This window comes from Kluyvera genomosp. 3 (assembly GCF_011765685.1).
Lineage (GTDB): Bacteria > Pseudomonadota > Gammaproteobacteria > Enterobacterales > Enterobacteriaceae > Kluyvera > Kluyvera georgiana_A.
Window position 1 is genome coordinate 3,579,087 of sequence record NZ_CP050321.1, and the last position, 18,280, is coordinate 3,597,366.

The window sequence follows — 18,280 nt, forward strand, 5'->3', positions numbered from 1 at the left end:
GATGCGGAGCTATTGGTTATGAGTCGTAAACAACTGGGCCTGTTTGAACCTTCGCTGGTTCGCCAGGCGCTGATCGACGCCGTGAAGAAACTCAGCCCTACCGTCCAGTGGCGCAATCCGGTGATGTTTATCGTCTGGATTGGTAGCGTGCTGACCAGCGCGCTGGCCATTGCCATGGCCGTGGGCGCTCTGCCGGGCAACGTGGGTTTCAGCAGCGCTATCGCGCTGTGGCTGTGGTTTACCGTGCTGTTCGCCAACTTTGCCGAAGCCATGGCGGAGGGCCGCAGCAAGGCGCAGGCCAACAGCCTGAAAGGGGTCAAGAAAACCGCTTTTGCCCGCAAACTGCGCGAAGCCCGCTACGGGGCGGAAATGGATCATATTCCGGCCGATGACCTGCGCAAAGGCGACGTGGTGCTGGTGGAAGCCGGTGACATTATCCCCTGCGATGGTGAAGTGATTGAGGGGGGCGCATCGGTGGATGAAAGCGCCATTACCGGGGAATCCGCCCCGGTCATTCGTGAATCCGGCGGCGACTTCGCCTCGGTTACCGGCGGGACGCGTATTCTCTCTGACTGGCTGGTGGTGCGCTGTAGCGTTAACCCGGGTGAGACCTTCCTCGACCGCATGATCGCCATGGTCGAAGGCGCCCAGCGACGTAAAACGCCAAATGAAATCGCGCTGACGATTCTACTGGTGGCGCTGACTATTGTCTTCTTGCTGGCAACGGCGACCATCTGGCCGTTTTCCGCCTGGAGCGGCGCGCCCATTAGCGTCACCGTGCTGGTCGCCCTGCTGGTGTGCCTGATTCCCACCACCATCGGCGGCCTGCTGTCGGCCATCGGCGTGGCGGGGATGAGCCGCATGCTCGGCGCAAACGTGATTGCCACCAGCGGCCGCGCGGTAGAAGCGGCAGGCGATGTTGACGTGCTGCTGCTGGATAAGACCGGCACCATTACCCTGGGGAACCGTCAGGCCTCGCAGTTCCTGCCGGCTCAAGGCGTGGATGAGAAAACGTTGGCCGATGCCGCGCAGCTTTCGTCGCTTGCTGATGAAACGCCGGAAGGCCGCAGCATCGTGGTACTGGCAAAACAGCGCTTCAACCTGCGCGAACGTGATGTCCAGGCGCTACACGCCACCTTCGTGCCGTTTACCGCCCAAAGCCGAATGAGCGGCATCAATATTGATAACCGCATGATCCGTAAAGGTTCGGTCGATGCTATTCGCCGCCATATTGAGAGCAACGGCGGTCACTTCCCGCTGGATGTCGAGCAGAAGGTCGAAAGTGTTGCCAGTCTGGGCGCCACGCCGCTGGTGGTGGCCGAAGGCGCACGGGTGCTCGGCGTCATCGCGCTGAAAGACATCGTCAAAGGCGGCATTAAAGAGCGCTTTGCCCAGTTACGCAAAATGGGCATTAAAACGGTGATGATCACCGGTGACAACCGGCTGACCGCCGCCGCCATTGCTGCGGAAGCGGGCGTTGATGACTTCCTCGCCGAAGCCACGCCGGAAGCCAAACTGGCGTTAATTCGTCAGTATCAGTCCGAAGGCCGGATGGTGGCGATGACCGGCGACGGTACCAACGACGCTCCCGCGCTGGCACAGGCCGACGTGGCGGTCGCGATGAACTCAGGTACGCAGGCGGCGAAGGAAGCCGGCAACATGGTGGATCTGGACTCTAACCCGACCAAGCTGATTGAGGTGGTGCATATCGGTAAACAGATGCTGATGACGCGCGGCTCGCTGACCACGTTCAGTATCGCTAACGACGTGGCGAAATATTTCGCCATTATCCCGGCAGCCTTTGCCGCCACCTGGCCGCAGTTGGGCGTGCTCAACATTATGCACCTGCACTCACCGAACTCGGCCATTCTCAGCGCGGTGATTTTTAACGCGCTTATCATCGTCTTCCTGCTGCCGCTGGCGCTGAAAGGCGTGAGCTACCGCCCGCTGTCGGCATCGGCGATGCTGCGCCGCAACCTGTGGATTTACGGCGCGGGCGGGCTGGTGGTGCCGTTTATCGGTATTAAAGTGATTGATTTACTGTTAACCCTGCTGGGTCTGGTGTGAGGAAATAACCATGTCTGCATTACGTCCTGCCATTGTCATTTTTCTATTCCTGGCGGTGATTACCGGCGGCGTCTATCCGTTGCTGACCACCGCGTTAGGGCAGTGGTTGTTCCATACTCAGGCTAACGGTTCGCTGATTTTTGAAAACCATGAGATTCGCGGATCGCAGCTTATCGGCCAGAACTTTAGCGACCCCGGCTATTTCCAGGGGCGTCCCTCCGCCACCGCCGACGCGCCGGATAACCCGATGGCCTCCGGCGGCAGCAACCTGGCGGGCAGCAACCCGGCGCTGGATAAACTGTTTACGGACCGTATTGCCGCGCTGCGCGCCGCTAACCCGGACGCCAGCCGCACGGTACCGGTTGAACTGGTGACCGCTTCCGCCAGCGGTCTGGATGCCAACCTGTCCCCTGCCGCCGCACTGTGGCAGGTGCCGCGTATCGCCAAAGCGCGCGGGTTCTCGCCGCAATGGTTAACGCAACAGGTACAGGCGGCAACCCATACGCCGCTACTCGGCTTTCTCGGCCAACCTGTGGTAAATATTATTGAGCTGAATATGGCGCTGGATGCCCACAAGGATAATTGATGATGACCAACGAGCCGCTGCGTCCTAACCCGGATCGCCTGCTGGAACAAACCGCCGACGCGCACCGCGGAAAGCTGAAGATATTCTTCGGCGCCTGCGCCGGGGTAGGTAAAACCTGGGCGATGCTGGCAGAGGCGCAGCGGCTGCGTGCGCAGGGGTTGGACGTGCTGGCGGGCGTGGTAGAAACCCATGGTCGCAAAGAGACCGCTGCGATGCTGAATGGCCTGAGCATTTTGCCGCCAAAGCGCAGCGCCTACCGCGGCCGCTATGTGATGGAGTTCGACCTGGATGCCGCCCTCGCCCGTCGCCCGGCGCTGGTGTTAATGGATGAGCTGGCCCACAGCAACGCGCCCGGCTCCCGCCATCCCAAACGCTGGCAGGACATCGATGAGCTGCTGGAAGCGGGCATCGACGTCTTCACCACCGTTAACGTGCAGCATCTGGAGAGCCTGAACGATGTCGTCAGCGGCGTCACCGGTATTCAGGTGCGGGAAACCGTGCCCGATCCTTTTTTTGACGCCGCTGATGAGGTGGTGCTGGTGGATCTGCCGCCGGACGACCTCCGTCAGCGCCTGAACGAAGGCAAAGTTTATCTGGCCGGCCAGGCAGAACGCGCGATCGAAAATTTCTTTCGTAAAGGTAACCTGATCGCCCTGCGCGAACTGGCTCTACGCCGTACCGCCGAGCGGGTGGACGATCAAATGCGCGCCTGGCGCGACGGTCAGGGGCAGGAAAAAGTGTGGCATACTCAGGACGCGATCCTGCTGTGTATTGGCCATCATGCCGGCAGCGAAAAGCTGGTGCGCACCGCCGCGCGTCTGGCCGCCCGGCTGGGCAGCGTCTGGCACGCCGTTTACGTTGAAACCCCTACGCTGCACCGTCTGCCCGAACCGCAGCGCCGCGCTATCCTTAACGCACTGCGACTGGCGCAGGAGCTGGGCGCAGAGACCGCGACGTTGTCGGAGCCGTCCGAGGAAGCGGCGGTGATCCGTTATGCGCGTGAACACAATCTGGGCAAAATTGTCATTGGCCGTCAGCAGAAGCGTCGCTGGTGGCGCGGTGAACGCTTCGGCGACCGGTTGACTCGCCACGCGCCGGAGCTGGACCTGCTGGTGATAGGCGTAGATGAGACGCCCCTGCCGCTGCCCGAGCGCTCAAGCGACCGCCGCCCGTTTATCGACAAATGGCGCGTCCAGATCCGTGGCTGCCTGGTGGCGCTTGGGCTGTGCGCCGCCATTACGTGGGTGGCCGCTCAGTGGCTCATGACATTTGACGCCGCCAACCTGGTCATGCTCTATCTGCTGGGCGTGGTGATCGTCGCGCTGTTCTATGGCCGCTGGCCGTCGGTACTGGCGACGGTGATCAACGTGGTCAGTTTTGATCTCTTCTTTATCGCCCCACGCGGCACGCTGGCCGTCTCCGATGTCCAGTACCTGCTCACCTTCGGCGTGATGCTCACCGTCGGTCTGGTCATCGGTAATCTGACCGCTGGCGTGCGCTATCAGGCGCGTGTGGCCCGCTATCGCGAGCAACGAACACGGCACCTGTATGAAATGTCGAAAACACTCGCGGTGGGTCGCAACGCCCGCGATATCGCCCTCACCTGCGAGCAATATATTCGCTCGACCTTCCACGCCCGCAGCCAGGTCCTGCTGCCGGACGAAAACGGGAAGCTGGCGGCGCTGAATCATCAGGAAGGTATGACGCCGTGGGATGAAGCCATCGCCCACTGGAGCTTTGACAAAGGGCTACCCGCCGGAGCGGGAACCGACACGCTCCCCGGCGTCCCCTATCTGATTCTGCCGCTACGCAGCGCGGATAAAACCCACGGACTGGTCGTCGTCGAGCCCAATAATCTGCGTCAGCTGATGGTGCCGGAACAACAGCGACTGCTGGAAACCTTTACCCTTCTGGTCTCCAGCGCGCTGGAGCGGCTGGCATTGACGGCCAGCGAAGAGCAATCAAGGCTTATCAGCGAACGCGAAAGCCTGCGTAACTCGCTGCTCGCCGCGCTGTCGCACGACCTGCGCACACCGTTGACCGTGCTGTTTGGCCAGGCCGAAATTCTGACGCTCGATCTCGCCAGCAGCGGTTCGCCCTACGCGCCGCAGGCGAACGAAATTCGCCAGCACGTGCTTAACACTACGCGTCTGGTAAACAATCTGCTGGATATGGCGCGGATTCAGTCCGGTGGCTTTAATCTCAATAAGGAGTGGCTGACGCTCGAAGAGGTCGTGGGCAGCGCACTGCGTACGCTGGAACCCACGCTTGGCGGGCGGAAAATCCTTCTTACCCTGCCCGACCCGCTGATGCTGGTGCACCTCGACGGCCCGCTGTTTGAGCGAGTGCTCAACAACCTGCTGGAGAACGCCGTGAAGTACGCGGGCAGCGAGGCGCAAATTGGTATTCGCGCGGCAACGGAAAACAACCGCCTGCTGTTGGACGTTTGGGACAGTGGGCCAGGAATTCCAGGCGGCCAGGAACAGCATATTTTTGCCAAATTCGCCCGTGGCCACAAAGAGTCGGCCATTCCCGGCGTGGGGCTAGGTCTGGCCATTTGTCAGGCCATCGTTGAGATTCATGGCGGGACGCTGTCTGTCAGTAACCGCCCGGAAGGCGGCGCCTGTTTTCGTGTTACACTGCCACTGGAACAACCGCCTGAACTTGAAGAGGGATACGAAGAGCTGTGACCAGCGTTTTGATTGTTGAAGACGAACACGCCATTCGCCGTTTTCTGCGTACCGCGCTGGAAGCCGAAGACCTGCGCGTTTTTGATGCCGAAACCCTCCAGCGTGGGTTGCTGGAAGCGGCGACGCGCAAACCAGACCTGGTGATCCTCGATCTCGGCCTGCCGGACGGTGATGGCCTCGATTTTATTCGCGATATCCGCCAGTGGAGCCCGGTGCCGATTATTGTGCTGTCGGCGCGCAGTGAAGAGAGTGACAAGATAGCGGCGCTGGATGCAGGCGCCGACGATTATCTGAGTAAACCATTTGGCATCGGCGAGCTTCAGGCGCGCTTACGCGTCGCGCTACGTCGCCATGCCGGTGCCCAGCCCAATGAACCCGTCGTCTCCTTTGCTGATATCACCGTTGACCTCGCCTCACGGCGAATTACCCGTGGCAGTGCAGAAATCCATCTCACCCCGATTGAATTCCGTCTGCTGGCGGTACTGCTCAATAATGCCGGTAAAGTGCTCACCCAACGCCAACTGCTCAGCCAGGTATGGGGACCTAATGCCGTAGAACATAGTCACTATTTGCGCATTTATATGGGGCATCTTCGCCAGAAACTGGAAATAGATCCCGCGCGTCCTCAGCATTTATTAACCGAAACCGGAATTGGCTATCGTTTCATGTTGTGAATAGTTATTCATATTTACAACATAGCCAACTTTTATTTTTAATCAGAAATAACTTAATCTGAAAAATATTAAAATACGGTTTTAAAACCCTTTCAAATATATAATTAACACAATTTATTTACATTACTTAAACAATCCAGCATTTTATCCTGGCTCGTCGCTCATCAATAATGAATAATTTTATAAATGATCTCTTATTGTTGATCACCCTCACAGTTTTAAGCCCACCCGGAGATAAAATGGCTGCGCTTTAGGATATTCATCTGAGGTATACGAAATGGAAAACAATAACCGATTGATGCCCCACATACGGCGGACAACACATATTATGATGTTTGCTCACCGTAATAGTTTCGACTTTCACTTCTTTAACGCCCGATAAGTCTCCCGACTTCGGGCGCCTCGCAGTTATTCCTTGCTAATTCAGGCTTCTAGCCTGCTGCCAGCGCTCGCCATGACAAACCTGTATCTGCCGGCCACCGGACCGAGTTGGGTTTGCTACATTCTGAAAAAAGCAATGTTCTGATTTTATTGTCAGCGAGATCTTATTGCTTTTTTTCCGGCGATATCAATTTCTCCATTGAGAAATTGAGGGACTGCTATTACCTAAAATAAAGAGTCGAAAAAATGTCTGAATTAAAAATTGCCGTTAGTCGTTCATGTCCTGACTGCTTCACTACCCAGCGTAGTATTATCAATACCTGCGACACCCACTTTATTGATGTCGCGGCTGCCGTATTATCTATTGAAGACGTTGAGTGCGGTAAACTCGACGAAATAGATGCGACGGGTTATAACCTGCCAGTATTTATTGCTATTAATAAAGATCAGATCGTTCCGGCTGAATATCTTGCCCGCATTCAAGGGGTATTCGAGCACGATGAAACCCGCAACGATTTCTATGGCCGCCAGTTAGAGGCCGCCGCCCACAAGTACGAAGTCAATCTGCGCCCGCCGTTCTTCAGTGCGTTAGTGGATTATGTCGCCCAGGGCAACAGTGCCTTTGATTGCCCGGGGCATCAGGGCGGCGAATTCTTCCGCCGTCATCCAGCAGGGAATCAGTTTGTCGAGTACTTTGGCGAAACGCTTTTCCGTTCCGACCTGTGCAACGCCGACGTGGCAATGGGTGACCTGTTAATCCACGAAGGCGCGCCGTGCATCGCTCAGCAACACGCGGCGAAGGTGTTTAACGCCGACAAAACCTACTTCGTGCTCAACGGCACCTCCTCCTCTAACAAAGTGGTGCTCAACGCGCTGCTGACTCCGGGGGATTTAGTGCTGTTTGACCGTAACAACCACAAATCCAACCACCACGGCGCGCTGTTGCAGGCTGGAGCCACACCGGTCTACCTGGAAACCGCACGTAACCCGTATGGCTTTATCGGCGGCATCGATGCCCACTGCTTTGAAGAAGGCTATCTGCGTGAACTGGTGGCAGAAGTGGCGCCAAACCGCGCACGTAACGAACGCCCGTTCCGTCTGGCGGTCATCCAGCTGGGCACCTACGATGGCACTATCTATAACGCCCGTCAGGTGGTGGATAAAATCGGTCACCTGTGCGACTACATCCTGTTTGACTCCGCATGGGTAGGCTACGAACAGTTCATTCCGATGATGGCCGACTGCTCGCCGCTGCTGCTGGAACTGAATGAAAACGATCCGGGGATTCTGGTGACTCAGTCGGTGCACAAACAGCAGGCCGGTTTCTCCCAGACTTCGCAGATCCATAAAAAAGATAGTCATATCAAAGGCCAACAGCGCTATGTGCCGCATAAACGTCTCAACAACGCCTTTATGATGCACGCGTCCACCAGCCCGTTCTACCCGCTGTTTGCCGCGCTGGACGTCAACGCGCGGATGCACGAAGGGCAAGCGGGCCGCAATATGTGGATGGACTGCGTCTCGAACGGCATTGAAGCACGTAAGCTGATTCTGGATAACTGCCACCACATTCGTCCGTTTGTCCCCGCCGAGATTGACGGTAAACCGTGGCAATCCTGGCCGACCGAGCAGATTGCCAACGACCTGCGCTTCTTCCACTTCGTCCCGGGCGAACGCTGGCACGGCTTCGAAGGCTACGCAGAGCATCAGTACTTCGTTGACCCGTGCAAACTGCTGCTGACCACCCCAGGCATTGACGCTAACGGCGAGTACGACACCTTTGGCGTGCCGGCCACCATTCTGGCCAACTACCTGCGTGAACACGGCGTGGTGCCGGAAAAATGCGACCTCAACTCAATCCTGTTCCTGCTGACGCCAGCGGAAGATATGGCCAAGCTGCAACAGCTGGTGGCGCTGCTGGTGCGCTTCGAAACGCTGCTGGAATCTGACGCGCCGCTGCAAGAGGTGCTGCCGTCGCTCTACGGTCAGCATAAAGATCGTTACGCCGGTTACACCCTGCGCCAGCTGTGCCAGGAAATGCACAACCTTTATGCCCGCCACAACGTCAAACAGCTGCAAAAAGAGATGTTCCGCAAATCGCACTTCCCGCGCGTCAACATGAACCCGCAGGAAGCGAACTTTGCCTACATCCGCGGCGAGGTCGATCTGGTGCCGCTGTCGATGGCGGAAGGCAAAATCGCCGCCGAAGGCGCCCTGCCGTATCCTCCTGGCGTGCTGTGCGTTGTCCCGGGTGAAATCTGGGGGGATTCCGTTCTGCGCTACTTCAAAGCGCTGGAAGAAGGCATCAACCTGCTGCCGGGATTTGCGCCAGAACTGCAAGGGGTTTACATCCAGGAACACAACGGTCGCAAAGAAGTGTGGTGCAACGTGATTAAACCTCAGCAGCCGCTGCCAGCGATGCTGAAAGGGGAGAAATTATGAGCAAAGCCAACAACAAAATGGGTGTTGTTCAGCTCACCATCCTGACGATGGTGAACATGATGGGCTCCGGTATCATCATGCTGCCCACCAAGCTCGCTGAAGTCGGCACCATTTCCATTATCTCCTGGCTGGTCACCGCCGTCGGTTCGATGGCGCTGGCCTGGGCCTTCGCTAAATGCGGGATGTTCAGTAAAAAATCCGGCGGCATGGGCGGCTATGCGGAGTATGCCTTTGGTAAGTCGGGCAACTTTATGGCCAACTATACCTATGGGGTATCGCTGCTGATTGCCAACGTCGCGATCGCGATTTCGGCGGTGGGTTATGGCACCGAGCTTTTCGGTGCCGCACTGAGCCCCGTGCAAATTGGGCTCGCCACCATCGGCGTGCTGTGGATCTGTACCGTTGCCAACTTCGGCGGCGCGCGCATTACCGGACAGATCAGCAGCATCACGGTATGGGGCGTCATTATCCCGGTGGTGGGTCTGTGCGTGATTGGCTGGTTCTGGTTCAGCCCGACAATGTACGTCGAGTCCTGGAACCCGCATCACGTGCCGTTCTTTAGCGCGGTCGGTTCATCCATCGCTATGACGCTGTGGGCCTTCCTCGGTCTGGAATCCGCCTGCGCCAACGCTGAAGTGGTGGAAAACCCGGAACGTAACGTACCGATCGCCGTGCTCGGCGGGACGCTGGGGGCGGCGGTGATTTACATTGTCTCCACCAACGTGATTGCCGGGATTGTACCGAATATGGACCTGGCTAACTCAACCGCCCCGTTCGGCCTGGCCTTCGCGCAAATGTTCACGCCGGAAGTCGGTAAAGTGATCATGGCGCTGATGGTCATGTCCTGCTGCGGTTCGCTGCTCGGCTGGCAGTTCACTATCGCCCAGGTATTCAAATCCTCGGCGGACGAAGGCTACTTCCCGAAAGTGTTCTCTCAGGTTAGCAAGGCGGATGCGCCAGTTAAGGGGATGCTGGTCATCGTGGTCATTCAGTCCGGGCTGTCGTTGATGACCATCAGCCCGTCGCTGAATAATCAGTTCAACGTGCTGGTGAACCTGGCGGTCGTCACCAACATTATTCCGTACATCCTGTCGATGGCAGCGCTGGTTATTATCCAGCGTATGGCTAACGTGCCGATGAACAAAGCGCGCATCGCTAACTTCGTGGCATTCGTTGGGGCAATGTATAGCTTCTATGCGCTCTACTCTTCCGGTGAAGAAGCGATGCTGTACGGTTCCATCGTGACGTTCCTCGGCTGGACGCTGTACGGCCTGGTGTCGCCGCGTTTTGAGTTGAAGAATAAACACGGTTAATTGACTTACCCGTTCGGGCTGTAGACCACTACAGCCCGCTTTCTTTTCTTTCGTTGATAAGGCAGCTAACTTGAGTAATCCAGATCGTATTGTCTCCGACCCAGAACGGATCCTCCGTCTTATTCAGACCCAGCAAATTTGCCGTATCGCACTGAACGATGAGAGCAGCCCGTACATTGTTCCGGTCAACTTTGGTTGTACCTATCAGGACGAACGCTGGACGTTCTATTTCCATGGCGCGCGCACCGGTAAAAAGATGCGTTTGTTGCGTAAAGACCCGGCAATCAGCCTGGAAATAGACGGTGATTATCGCTTAATTCCCGCCGAGGATGCCTGTGATTATAGCAGTGCGTACACCAGCATCATTGCCAATGGACAGGCGTCGATTTTGCAAGAATGCGAAGAAATGACCACCGGGCTGGACCTCATCATGCGGCAGGCCGTACCGGGTAAAACCTTCAGCTATCGTGACGATATGATGAAAGCGGTGTGCGTCGTGCGAATGGATTGCCAGACGCTAACCTGCCGCCAGCATCAGGGAATATGAAAAAGGAGCCTTACGGCTCCTTTGTCTTAACAGCGATGATATCAGGCGTTTTTCAGCACTTCGCTAACAATCTCTACCGCTTCTTTCTCAATCTGCTGACGATGCTCAGCGCCAAGGAAGCTTTCGCAGTAAATCTTGTACGCATCTTCCGTGCCGGACGGACGCGCCGCAAACCAGCCGTTATCGGTCATCACTTTCAGACCACCGATAGATGCGCCGTTACCCGGTGCAGCGGTCAGGCGTGCGGTAATCGGATCACCGGCCAGAGTGCTGGCGCTGACCATCTCAGGAGAGAGCTTAGACAGCGCCGCTTTCTGTGCGGAAGTCGCGCTCGCCTGCAGACGGTTATAGCTTGGCGCGCCGAAACGTGCGGCCAGGTCGTTGTAGTGTTCCTGCGGATTCTTACCGGTGACGGCGGTGATTTCTGCCGCCAGCAGGCACATGATGATCCCGTCTTTATCGGTTGACCACGGCGTACCGTCGAAACGCAGGAAGGAAGCGCCCGCGCTCTCTTCGCCGCCGAAGCCAAAGCTACCGTCGAACAGGCCATCAACAAACCATTTAAAGCCCACCGGCACTTCAACCAGCTTACGGCCCAGGTCATTCACCACGCGGTCAATCATTGCGGAAGAGACCAGGGTTTTACCCACGGCAACGTCTTTGCCCCACTGCGGACGATGCTGGAACAGGTAGTTGATCGCCACCGCCAGGTAGTGGTTCGGGTTCATCAGCCCGGCCGGGGTAACAATACCGTGACGGTCGTAGTCAGGATCGTTGGCAAATGCCAGGTCGAACTTATCACGCAGCGCCAGCAGGCCTGCCATCGCGCACTCGGAAGAGCAGTCCATACGGATTGCGCCATCTTTATCGAGGTGCATGAAGCGGAAAGTCTGGTCAACGTGATCGTTAACAATGGTCAGGTTCAGGTTGTAGTGCTTCGCGATACGTTTCCAGTATTCGATACCGGAACCGCCCAGCGGATCAACGCCCAGGGTCAGACCGGCTTTCTGGATCGCCGCCATATCGACGATATCCGCCAGCCCTTCAATGAACGGCTGCACCAGATCGACTTCCTTCACATGACCCGAGGCCAGGGCCGCATCGTAAGAGATGCGCTTCACGCCGTTCAGATCGGCGGCCAACAGCGCGTTAGCGCGGTCTTCAACCACTTTGGTGACGTTGGTATCAGCCGGGCCACCGTTTGGCGGGTTGTACTTGATACCACCGTCTTCCGGCGGGTTGTGGGACGGCGTAATGACAATGCCATCGGCCAGCGGGCCGCCTTTCTTGTTGTGCACCAGGATAGCGTTGGAAACCGCCGGCGTCGGCGTGAAACCATTGTTTTCCTGCACAATCACATCAACGCCATTCGCCGCTAACACTTCAAGTACGGAGATGAACGCAGGCTCAGAAAGCGCGTGCGTATCTTTTCCGACGTAGCATGGGCCCGAAATTCCATTTTTCGTGCGCTCTTCAGCAATCGCCTGAGCAATGGCCAAAATATGCTTTTCATTGAAGCTGTGACGACCTGCGCTACCGCGGTGACCGGAGGTCCCGAATTTCACCGCGTGTTCCGCATTGCTCACGTCCGGCTGCAGCACGTAGTACTGGGCCGTCAGTTGAGCGACGTTGATCAAATCACTCTGCTGTGCGGGTTGACCCGCACGGGTATGGTTTGCCATTGCCTGGTCCTTCTTATGCAAGGGTTAGATTGTCAGTATTAGATGGTACCGCAAACCTTCTCAATCAATTCCGCCGGGAATTGCATTGACTGCATGATGTGTTCGACCATGCTGCATTTACGGCCCGTATTGGTATTGGTAATGACCCAGTATGGCGTATCCGGAACCTGTTTTGGTTTCGTCTGATTGCCGTTTTTCAGCAGCGTTTGCTCGTCGGCAGCAAAGTAGACGCGGGTACGGCCATGAAGGGATTCGGTTGCCTCAGCAAACGCATTGTTGTCCAGAGAGTACAGCGTGGTCAGTACCAGCATGAAGCGGTTTACCGCTTTCTTCTGCTCTGCATACTCGTCGGAGAGCAGCAGTTCGCGCATGGCACGGACTTTATCTTTGGCGGATTTAACCGTTTTCACCTCAGCAACGGGGGCAGCAGCGGGCGCCGGAGCGGCAACCGTTTCTGCTTTGACGACCGGCGCGGCAGCGACGGCTGCGGGCTGGGAAGCGGCGGAGAATTTCAGCATACGCCGTAAAATGTCGGACGCGCTCTCGCCAATGCGCAGAGTGTGGGCTGCAATATAGCGATAGAGCTCGTCATCAACTTCGATCGTTTTCATCTTAATCCGGTGCGATAATTTTTCTGAATACAGTTTATTGGGATTATAAAGTCAAAACCCAACAGCGGGTAGCGCCAAACCAGGGGCACGGCAAAATTCGGATGAGTTCCTCACTTGCCCCTGAGCGTTAGAATGTTCAACATGATACCCTAACCCGACAATGCGAAAAAAAGAACTTTGCTATGAAATTGAATTTCCGAGCGCAAACTGCACAAAACCTGCACAATAATTCCCCCATCGTCCTGGTCCACGGTCTGTTCGGCAGCCTGGATAACCTCGGCATTCTCGCCCGCGACCTGCTTGCCGATCACGATGTCATTCAGGTCGACATGCGTAACCACGGTCTGTCGCCGCGTTCCGACGATATGAGCTATCCGGCCATGGCGCAGGATTTGCTCGATACTCTCGACGCCAACCAGATTGAGAAAGCGACATTCATCGGCCATTCAATGGGCGGAAAAGCGGTGATGGCGCTGACCGCGCTGGCCCCGGAGCGCATCGACCGCCTGGTGGCAATCGACATTGCGCCGGTGGATTACCACGTGCGTCGTCATGATGAAATTTTTGCCGCCATTAACGCCGTCACCAGCGCGGGCGTCTCCACGCGCCAGCAGGCAGCCACGGTGATGCGCGAGTATCTGCATGAAGAAGGCGTGATTCAGTTTCTGCTGAAGTCGTTTGTTGACGGTGCCTGGCGCTTTAACGTGCCGGTGCTGTGGGAGCAATATCCCCATATCGTCGGCTGGGAAACCATTCCGGCCTGGGAACACCCTGCGCTGTTTATTCCCGGCGGCAATTCACCGTATGTCACCGAAGCCTATCGTGACGATCTGCTGGCGCAATTCCCGCAGGCGAAAGCGCACGTGATTGCCGGGGCGGGTCACTGGGTTCACGCCGAAAAACCGGACGCCGTGCTGCGCGCCATTCGCCGTTACCTCGCTGAGTGATTAAAAATGCATCGACCGCGCGCCAGAATGGCCGTGGTCGTTGGCGTGCGGGTTCCACTGTTGTATGATTGCGCGCTGTCTGCACCGGGCACCGTCCGGTAGCTTGTTTCCCCGAAGTCACTCAGAACCATGGCAAAAGAACAAACGGACCGTACGACATTAGATTTGTTCGCAAATGAGCGTCGGCCGGGAAGACCCAAAACCAATCCGCTTTCGCGTGACGAACAGCTCCGCATTAATAAGCGCAATCAGCTCAAACGCGACAAAGTTCGTGGGCTTAAGCGCGTCGAGTTAAAGCTAAACAGCGACGCCGTTGATGCGCTCAACGAGCTGGCAGCTGCCCGTGAGATGAGCCGCAGCGAACTCATCGAAGAGATGCTGATGAGCCAACTGGCGCTGCTGCACGGGCAAGGGAAAGTCTGAAATCCCCCCCCAAAACGCACTTTCATGTAGCAGAGTGTGCAGTACGGCACGATAGCTGTTTCCGCCCGCTTCTCTGTTCTGCTATGATTGCCCTTATCTGTGGGCAATAAGCCACCACCATATCATTAAGTTTCAAGAGGTTATTTTACTCATGGCAATCGTTGGCATCTTCTTCGGTAGCGACACCGGGAACACCGAAAATATCGCAAAAATGATTCAAAAACAGCTTGGTAAAGATGTCGCTGACGTTCACGACATTGCCAAGAGCAGCAAAGAAGACCTGGCAGGCTACGATATCCTGCTGCTGGGTATCCCAACCTGGTACTACGGTGAAGCACAGTGCGACTGGGACGATTTCTTCCCGTCTCTGGAAGAAGTTGACTTCAACGGTAAGCTGGTCGCCCTCTTCGGCTGTGGCGATCAGGAAGATTACGCGGAGTACTTCTGCGATGCGCTGGGTACGATTCGCGACATCATCGAGCCAAACGGCGCGACCATCGTTGGTCACTGGCCAACCGCAGGCTACCACTTCGAAGCGTCGAAAGGCCTGGCCGATGACGACCACTTCGTGGGTCTGGCGATTGACGAAGACCGCCAGCCGGAGCTGACCGCTGAACGCGTTGAAAAATGGGTTAAGCAGGTTGCTGAAGAGCTGCACCTCGACGAAATCAAAAACGCCTGATGATATTGAGGCGCGATAACAAATCGCGCCTCATTAATAGGTAAAAGCAATCAAAATAATAGCTACATTTTTTTAACTTTTCAGCGCATACCTGTACAATATCTTCTGATTTAGCGTAGGTTCATCGCTCTGTTTGTCGGTGACGCCTCGTTTTTGAAAGCTTAGTTTACCCAAGCCTTGCTGTTTTCATTTATCCAGGGTCATTCTATAATGAGACGCATTAAAACGGGTGAATTCTCTGTGATACTTTCGCTGATGGAAGTTAATCGTTTAGCAACAGGACAGATTCCGCATGACTGACAATAATACCGCATTAAAGAAGGCTGGCCTGAAAGTCACACTTCCACGGTTAAAGATTCTGGAAGTTCTTCAGGAACCGGATAACCACCATGTCAGTGCGGAAGACTTATACAAACGCCTGATCGACATGGGTGAAGAAATTGGCCTGGCCACGGTTTATCGTGTTCTGAACCAGTTTGATGACGCGGGCATCGTGACCCGTCATAATTTTGAAGGCGGCAAATCCGTTTTCGAACTGACCCAGCAGCATCACCACGATCACCTTATTTGCCTCGACTGTGGCAAAGTGATCGAGTTCAGCGACGAATCTATCGAAGCTCGCCAGCGTGAAATTGCCGCCAAACACGGAATTCGTCTGACCAACCACAGCCTTTATCTTTATGGCCACTGCGCTGAAGGCGACTGCCGTGAAGATGAACATGCTCACGATGGTGTAGAGAAGTAACTTCCCCCCTCGTTAAAAAGCCAGCGCCATGCGTTGGTTTTTTTTGCCCTTCGTTCGCATTCAGCCATAAAAAAACCGCTGCAAGTGAACTGCACCCAAAAAGTTGGACACCCAACGAAGTAAGGTGCAGTTTTTTATGAGCAAGTATTCTCTCAGCTTTAGAGTCCAGTGGAATACCGAACTCAGGCCCTTATAACCGCTTAGTATAAACCGTCCAACATTATGGGGTCAGTTCACAAGCAGCGGTTTTTTCAGTTATTAGCATTCGCCTTATCTTATGGCTTCACGGTGTTATTGCTGCGAATTTCCTGCCACATCTTATCGCATTTGGCTTTTACGGCCTGGTCGTTACCGGTACGGGTTGCCTGAATACACTGCTGGTAATCCAGCACGCGTACGGATTCCTGATTAGCAAACTGTTCATGCTGTTTCTCTTTTTTCAGCACGTTCAGCACGCTCTGGCAGGCCTGGATTTTGTCCGGATTGCCTTCAGCGGTGTTAATGCACGCGCTGTAGGCATCCTTCAGCTTACTGTCTTCTTTCGGCGTGGATGGCTGAACGCAAGCGGTAAGGCCAGCGGCCATCAGGGCAACAATAATCAGTTTTTTCATACGATGAGCCTCTTAGCGGCGGCAGAGGCTTCCCCCTGCCGCATCATGCATCAGAAAATAGTGAACGGTGCGATAACCATGAATTTCACGTCACGCTCATCCTGGAAGATGTTGCCGTAACCACCGCCCCAGCTTGGGATGTCGGAGTGGTTGTCGTACTGAGTGAAGTGCAGTTTGAAGAGGGTACCCTTCGCGCGGCCTTCCTGTACGGTATACATGGCATCCAGGCTGTATGCAGATTCTCTGATCGTATTGTTTTTGTTGTAGTAGGCATCCGGGTTCATCTGCCAGGTCGCTGGTTTCGCATCCCATGCATAGACGTAGGATGCACCCACTGCCCAGCCAGGAAGATTCCAGTTCTTCAGGTCATACATACCACCGAAGAAGACCGCTTTTTCGCCGTTGGCGTTGAAGTCAGAGCGGTTATCCCACCAGATATCCAGACGACCGTTAGATGACGCGTAGGTCGGGGTCATACGCTGCAGGAAGTAGCCCTGCTGACCGTCAGCCTTAACCCAGGTCCCTTCCAGACGGAAGTCGAACACTTCGTTCAGCTTATAGCCAAATGTTAACGCCTGCAGCCACGCGGTGCCGTCGTAAATGTCGTTCACGCCGTGATCGCTCACTTTGTCACGGGTACCATAGAACTGGTAGCTGGTAGTCAGCGGGCCGCCAGGGATATCAAATTTGTAGCTTGCTTTGGCGAAGTACTGGTCGACATAACCTTCCGCCTGACCGAATGCCGCTTCCAGCACCAGGTCATTTTTAAAATCGTATTTCGCACCGATAGAGTGCAGGTAATCAACTTTGGTCTTCTTATCATTCTGATAGAAGTTATCCATCTCCAGATGCCATGGCGCCTTATACTCATTGGTCCACATGTAGGAGAAGCTCAGCGCGCCATTGTCGCCGTAGTCAAAGTTTGCACCAGCTTCAGCCCCCTGGTAAGTACCCGGCATAAAGCTCCAGTGCGGTGCCAGCAGGGTTTGACCGGTTGGTTGAATGTAACCCGCACGCGCCCAGGTTGGGCCAAGTTTAAATTTAGCTGCCGCTTTATACAGGCTGATACCGCTCTTATCGCCGCTGTAATCTTCGCTATAGCCTTTATTTTTTGACGAGAATGCAATTTCGTTCGGGTGACCGCTTTCGCTACTTTCCGCCATTTCAATCGCGGTAAAAGCAGCAATATCAATACCGAACATGTCAGCCGCATAACCCGACTGGAAGTCGAGGTTGGCGTTCCAGGTGGAGTGAGAAAGGTTGGTTTTATATTTGTCGTGGTCGGTCACATCTTTACGGTCACGCTCACGCTGCCAATAGTAGATGCCGCCGGTTAATGTTGAATCATCAATGAACCCTTCTGCCTTCGCTTCCGGAGTCATCACAAAGCCTGACATTGCTGTCACACCGGCGATAGCCAGCGCCAGCGTACTACGTTTGCCACTAAACGTACGCATAGTTATATCCTCTTTGACTTTTAAAAATGCCGCTGCAAAGCAGAAGCAAAAAAATAAAACGCTAAAAAATGAACTTCTGGAAAAAAGGTGTTTCAGTACACTGATAGACTATTTTTCGCGACGCGAATTATCAATCCTTTTCCGCAACAAGAGTGCAGGATTATGACAAAGCGCACATATTTGGTTTCAATGTGTAACGTAATGCATTGTTAACATTTGCACAGGCCAGCCCTTGCGGGGCTTGGATGAAATGTTAATGAGACCGTTTACATTGAAGATCAGGGGTGGGTAGATGTAAAAAAGTGCGAACGTACCAGATCCAGGAAAATATTATTAATTCGCATCGCGAAACTATAAAAAAGAACCGGTTTGCACATTACCGGAACAGAAAGGAACGATATGTTGCCATCGGCGCCAGGGGC

At 55.2% G+C, this 18,280-nt stretch carries 16 protein-coding genes; 12 read left to right on the forward strand and 4 right to left on the reverse strand.

Features of this window, described 5'->3' with window-relative positions; translation table 11 throughout:
• The first annotated feature begins 18 nt into the window (after window positions 1–18).
• The 8 genes from kdpB to GY169_RS16845 all read left to right on the forward strand — a co-directional run bounded on the left by kdpB (window position 19) and on the right by GY169_RS16845 (window position 10,700).
• The gene (gene kdpB, locus GY169_RS16810) at window positions 19–2,067 is read left to right on the forward strand and encodes a potassium-transporting ATPase subunit KdpB (RefSeq protein WP_163449171.1); all 2,049 of its coding nucleotides are present in this window, start codon (window positions 19–21) and stop codon (window positions 2,065–2,067) included.
• Window positions 2,068–2,077: 10 nt separating this feature from the next.
• A complete protein-coding gene (kdpC, locus tag GY169_RS16815) occupies window positions 2,078–2,653 on the forward strand; it encodes a potassium-transporting ATPase subunit KdpC (RefSeq protein WP_167576392.1) in 576 nt (191 codons plus the stop codon).
• Window positions 2,654–2,655: 2 nt separating this feature from the next.
• Window positions 2,656–5,343 carry a two-component system sensor histidine kinase KdpD gene (gene kdpD, locus GY169_RS16820; protein ID WP_167577325.1) on the forward strand — a complete coding sequence of 896 codons (2,688 nt, stop codon included), beginning with the start codon at window positions 2,656–2,658 and terminating at the stop codon, window positions 5,341–5,343.
• Entirely contained in the window at window positions 5,340–6,017 is a 678-nt protein-coding gene (gene kdpE, locus GY169_RS16825; protein ID WP_167576393.1) for a two-component system response regulator KdpE, read from the forward strand. The genes kdpD and kdpE overlap by 4 nt, the downstream gene beginning before the upstream one ends.
• Before the next feature lie 277 nt (window positions 6,018–6,294).
• Entirely contained in the window at window positions 6,295–6,399 is a 105-nt protein-coding gene (gene speFL, locus GY169_RS16830) for a leader peptide SpeFL (RefSeq protein ID WP_106875989.1), read from the forward strand.
• A gap of 245 nt (window positions 6,400–6,644) precedes the next feature.
• Window positions 6,645–8,840 (forward strand): ornithine decarboxylase SpeF, encoded by a 2,196-nt coding sequence (gene speF / locus GY169_RS16835; RefSeq protein ID WP_167576394.1) that lies wholly within the window; start codon window positions 6,645–6,647, stop codon window positions 8,838–8,840.
• The gene (potE, locus tag GY169_RS16840; protein WP_163449167.1) at window positions 8,837–10,153 is read left to right on the forward strand and encodes a putrescine-ornithine antiporter; all 1,317 of its coding nucleotides are present in this window, start codon (window positions 8,837–8,839) and stop codon (window positions 10,151–10,153) included. Before speF ends, potE begins: the two co-directional genes overlap by 4 nt.
• Window positions 10,154–10,223: 70 nt before the next feature.
• The gene (locus tag GY169_RS16845; protein WP_167576395.1) at window positions 10,224–10,700 is read left to right on the forward strand and encodes a pyridoxamine 5'-phosphate oxidase family protein; all 477 of its coding nucleotides are present in this window, start codon (window positions 10,224–10,226) and stop codon (window positions 10,698–10,700) included.
• Between the two features lie 41 nt (window positions 10,701–10,741).
• On the opposite strand, the gene pgm is transcribed toward GY169_RS16845, so the two are convergent.
• Together pgm and seqA are read right to left on the reverse strand one after the other, a co-directional pair.
• Entirely contained in the window at window positions 10,742–12,382 is a 1,641-nt protein-coding gene (gene pgm / locus GY169_RS16850; protein ID WP_167576396.1) for a phosphoglucomutase (alpha-D-glucose-1,6-bisphosphate-dependent), read from the reverse strand.
• A 38-nt stretch (window positions 12,383–12,420) separates the two neighbouring features.
• Window positions 12,421–12,993 carry a replication initiation negative regulator SeqA gene (gene seqA, locus GY169_RS16855; protein WP_163449164.1) on the reverse strand — a complete coding sequence of 191 codons (573 nt, stop codon included), beginning with the start codon at window positions 12,991–12,993 and terminating at the stop codon, window positions 12,421–12,423.
• Window positions 12,994–13,175: 182 nt separating this feature from the next.
• On the opposite strand from seqA, the gene ybfF reads away from it, so the two are divergent.
• The 4 genes from ybfF to fur all read left to right on the forward strand — a co-directional run bounded on the left by ybfF (window position 13,176) and on the right by fur (window position 15,790).
• Window positions 13,176–13,940 carry an esterase gene (gene ybfF, locus GY169_RS16860; protein ID WP_167576397.1) on the forward strand — a complete coding sequence of 255 codons (765 nt, stop codon included), beginning with the start codon at window positions 13,176–13,178 and terminating at the stop codon, window positions 13,938–13,940.
• 129 nt (window positions 13,941–14,069) lie between these two features.
• Window positions 14,070–14,363, forward strand: coding sequence for a LexA regulated protein (ybfE, locus tag GY169_RS16865; RefSeq protein ID WP_065355529.1), 294 nt, complete (start codon window positions 14,070–14,072; stop codon window positions 14,361–14,363).
• A 151-nt stretch (window positions 14,364–14,514) separates the two neighbouring features.
• Window positions 14,515–15,045, forward strand: a complete 531-nt coding sequence (fldA, locus tag GY169_RS16870) for a flavodoxin FldA (protein ID WP_064548295.1) — start codon at window positions 14,515–14,517, stop codon at window positions 15,043–15,045.
• A 292-nt stretch (window positions 15,046–15,337) separates the two neighbouring features.
• Window positions 15,338–15,790, forward strand: a complete 453-nt coding sequence (gene fur, locus GY169_RS16875) for a ferric iron uptake transcriptional regulator (RefSeq protein ID WP_064548293.1) — start codon at window positions 15,338–15,340, stop codon at window positions 15,788–15,790.
• A 275-nt stretch (window positions 15,791–16,065) separates the two neighbouring features.
• Here the strand turns inward: fur and chiQ are convergent, their stop codons facing one another.
• Both chiQ and chiP read right to left on the reverse strand, forming a co-directional pair.
• On the reverse strand, window positions 16,066–16,401 hold the full coding sequence (chiQ, locus tag GY169_RS16880) for a ChiQ/YbfN family lipoprotein (RefSeq protein WP_167576398.1): 336 nt from the start codon (window positions 16,399–16,401) through the stop codon (window positions 16,066–16,068).
• Window positions 16,402–16,451: 50 nt separating this feature from the next.
• Window positions 16,452–17,858, reverse strand: a complete 1,407-nt coding sequence (gene chiP / locus GY169_RS16885) for a chitoporin ChiP (RefSeq protein WP_163449160.1) — start codon at window positions 17,856–17,858, stop codon at window positions 16,452–16,454.
• Between the last annotated feature and the right edge of the window lie 422 nt (window positions 17,859–18,280).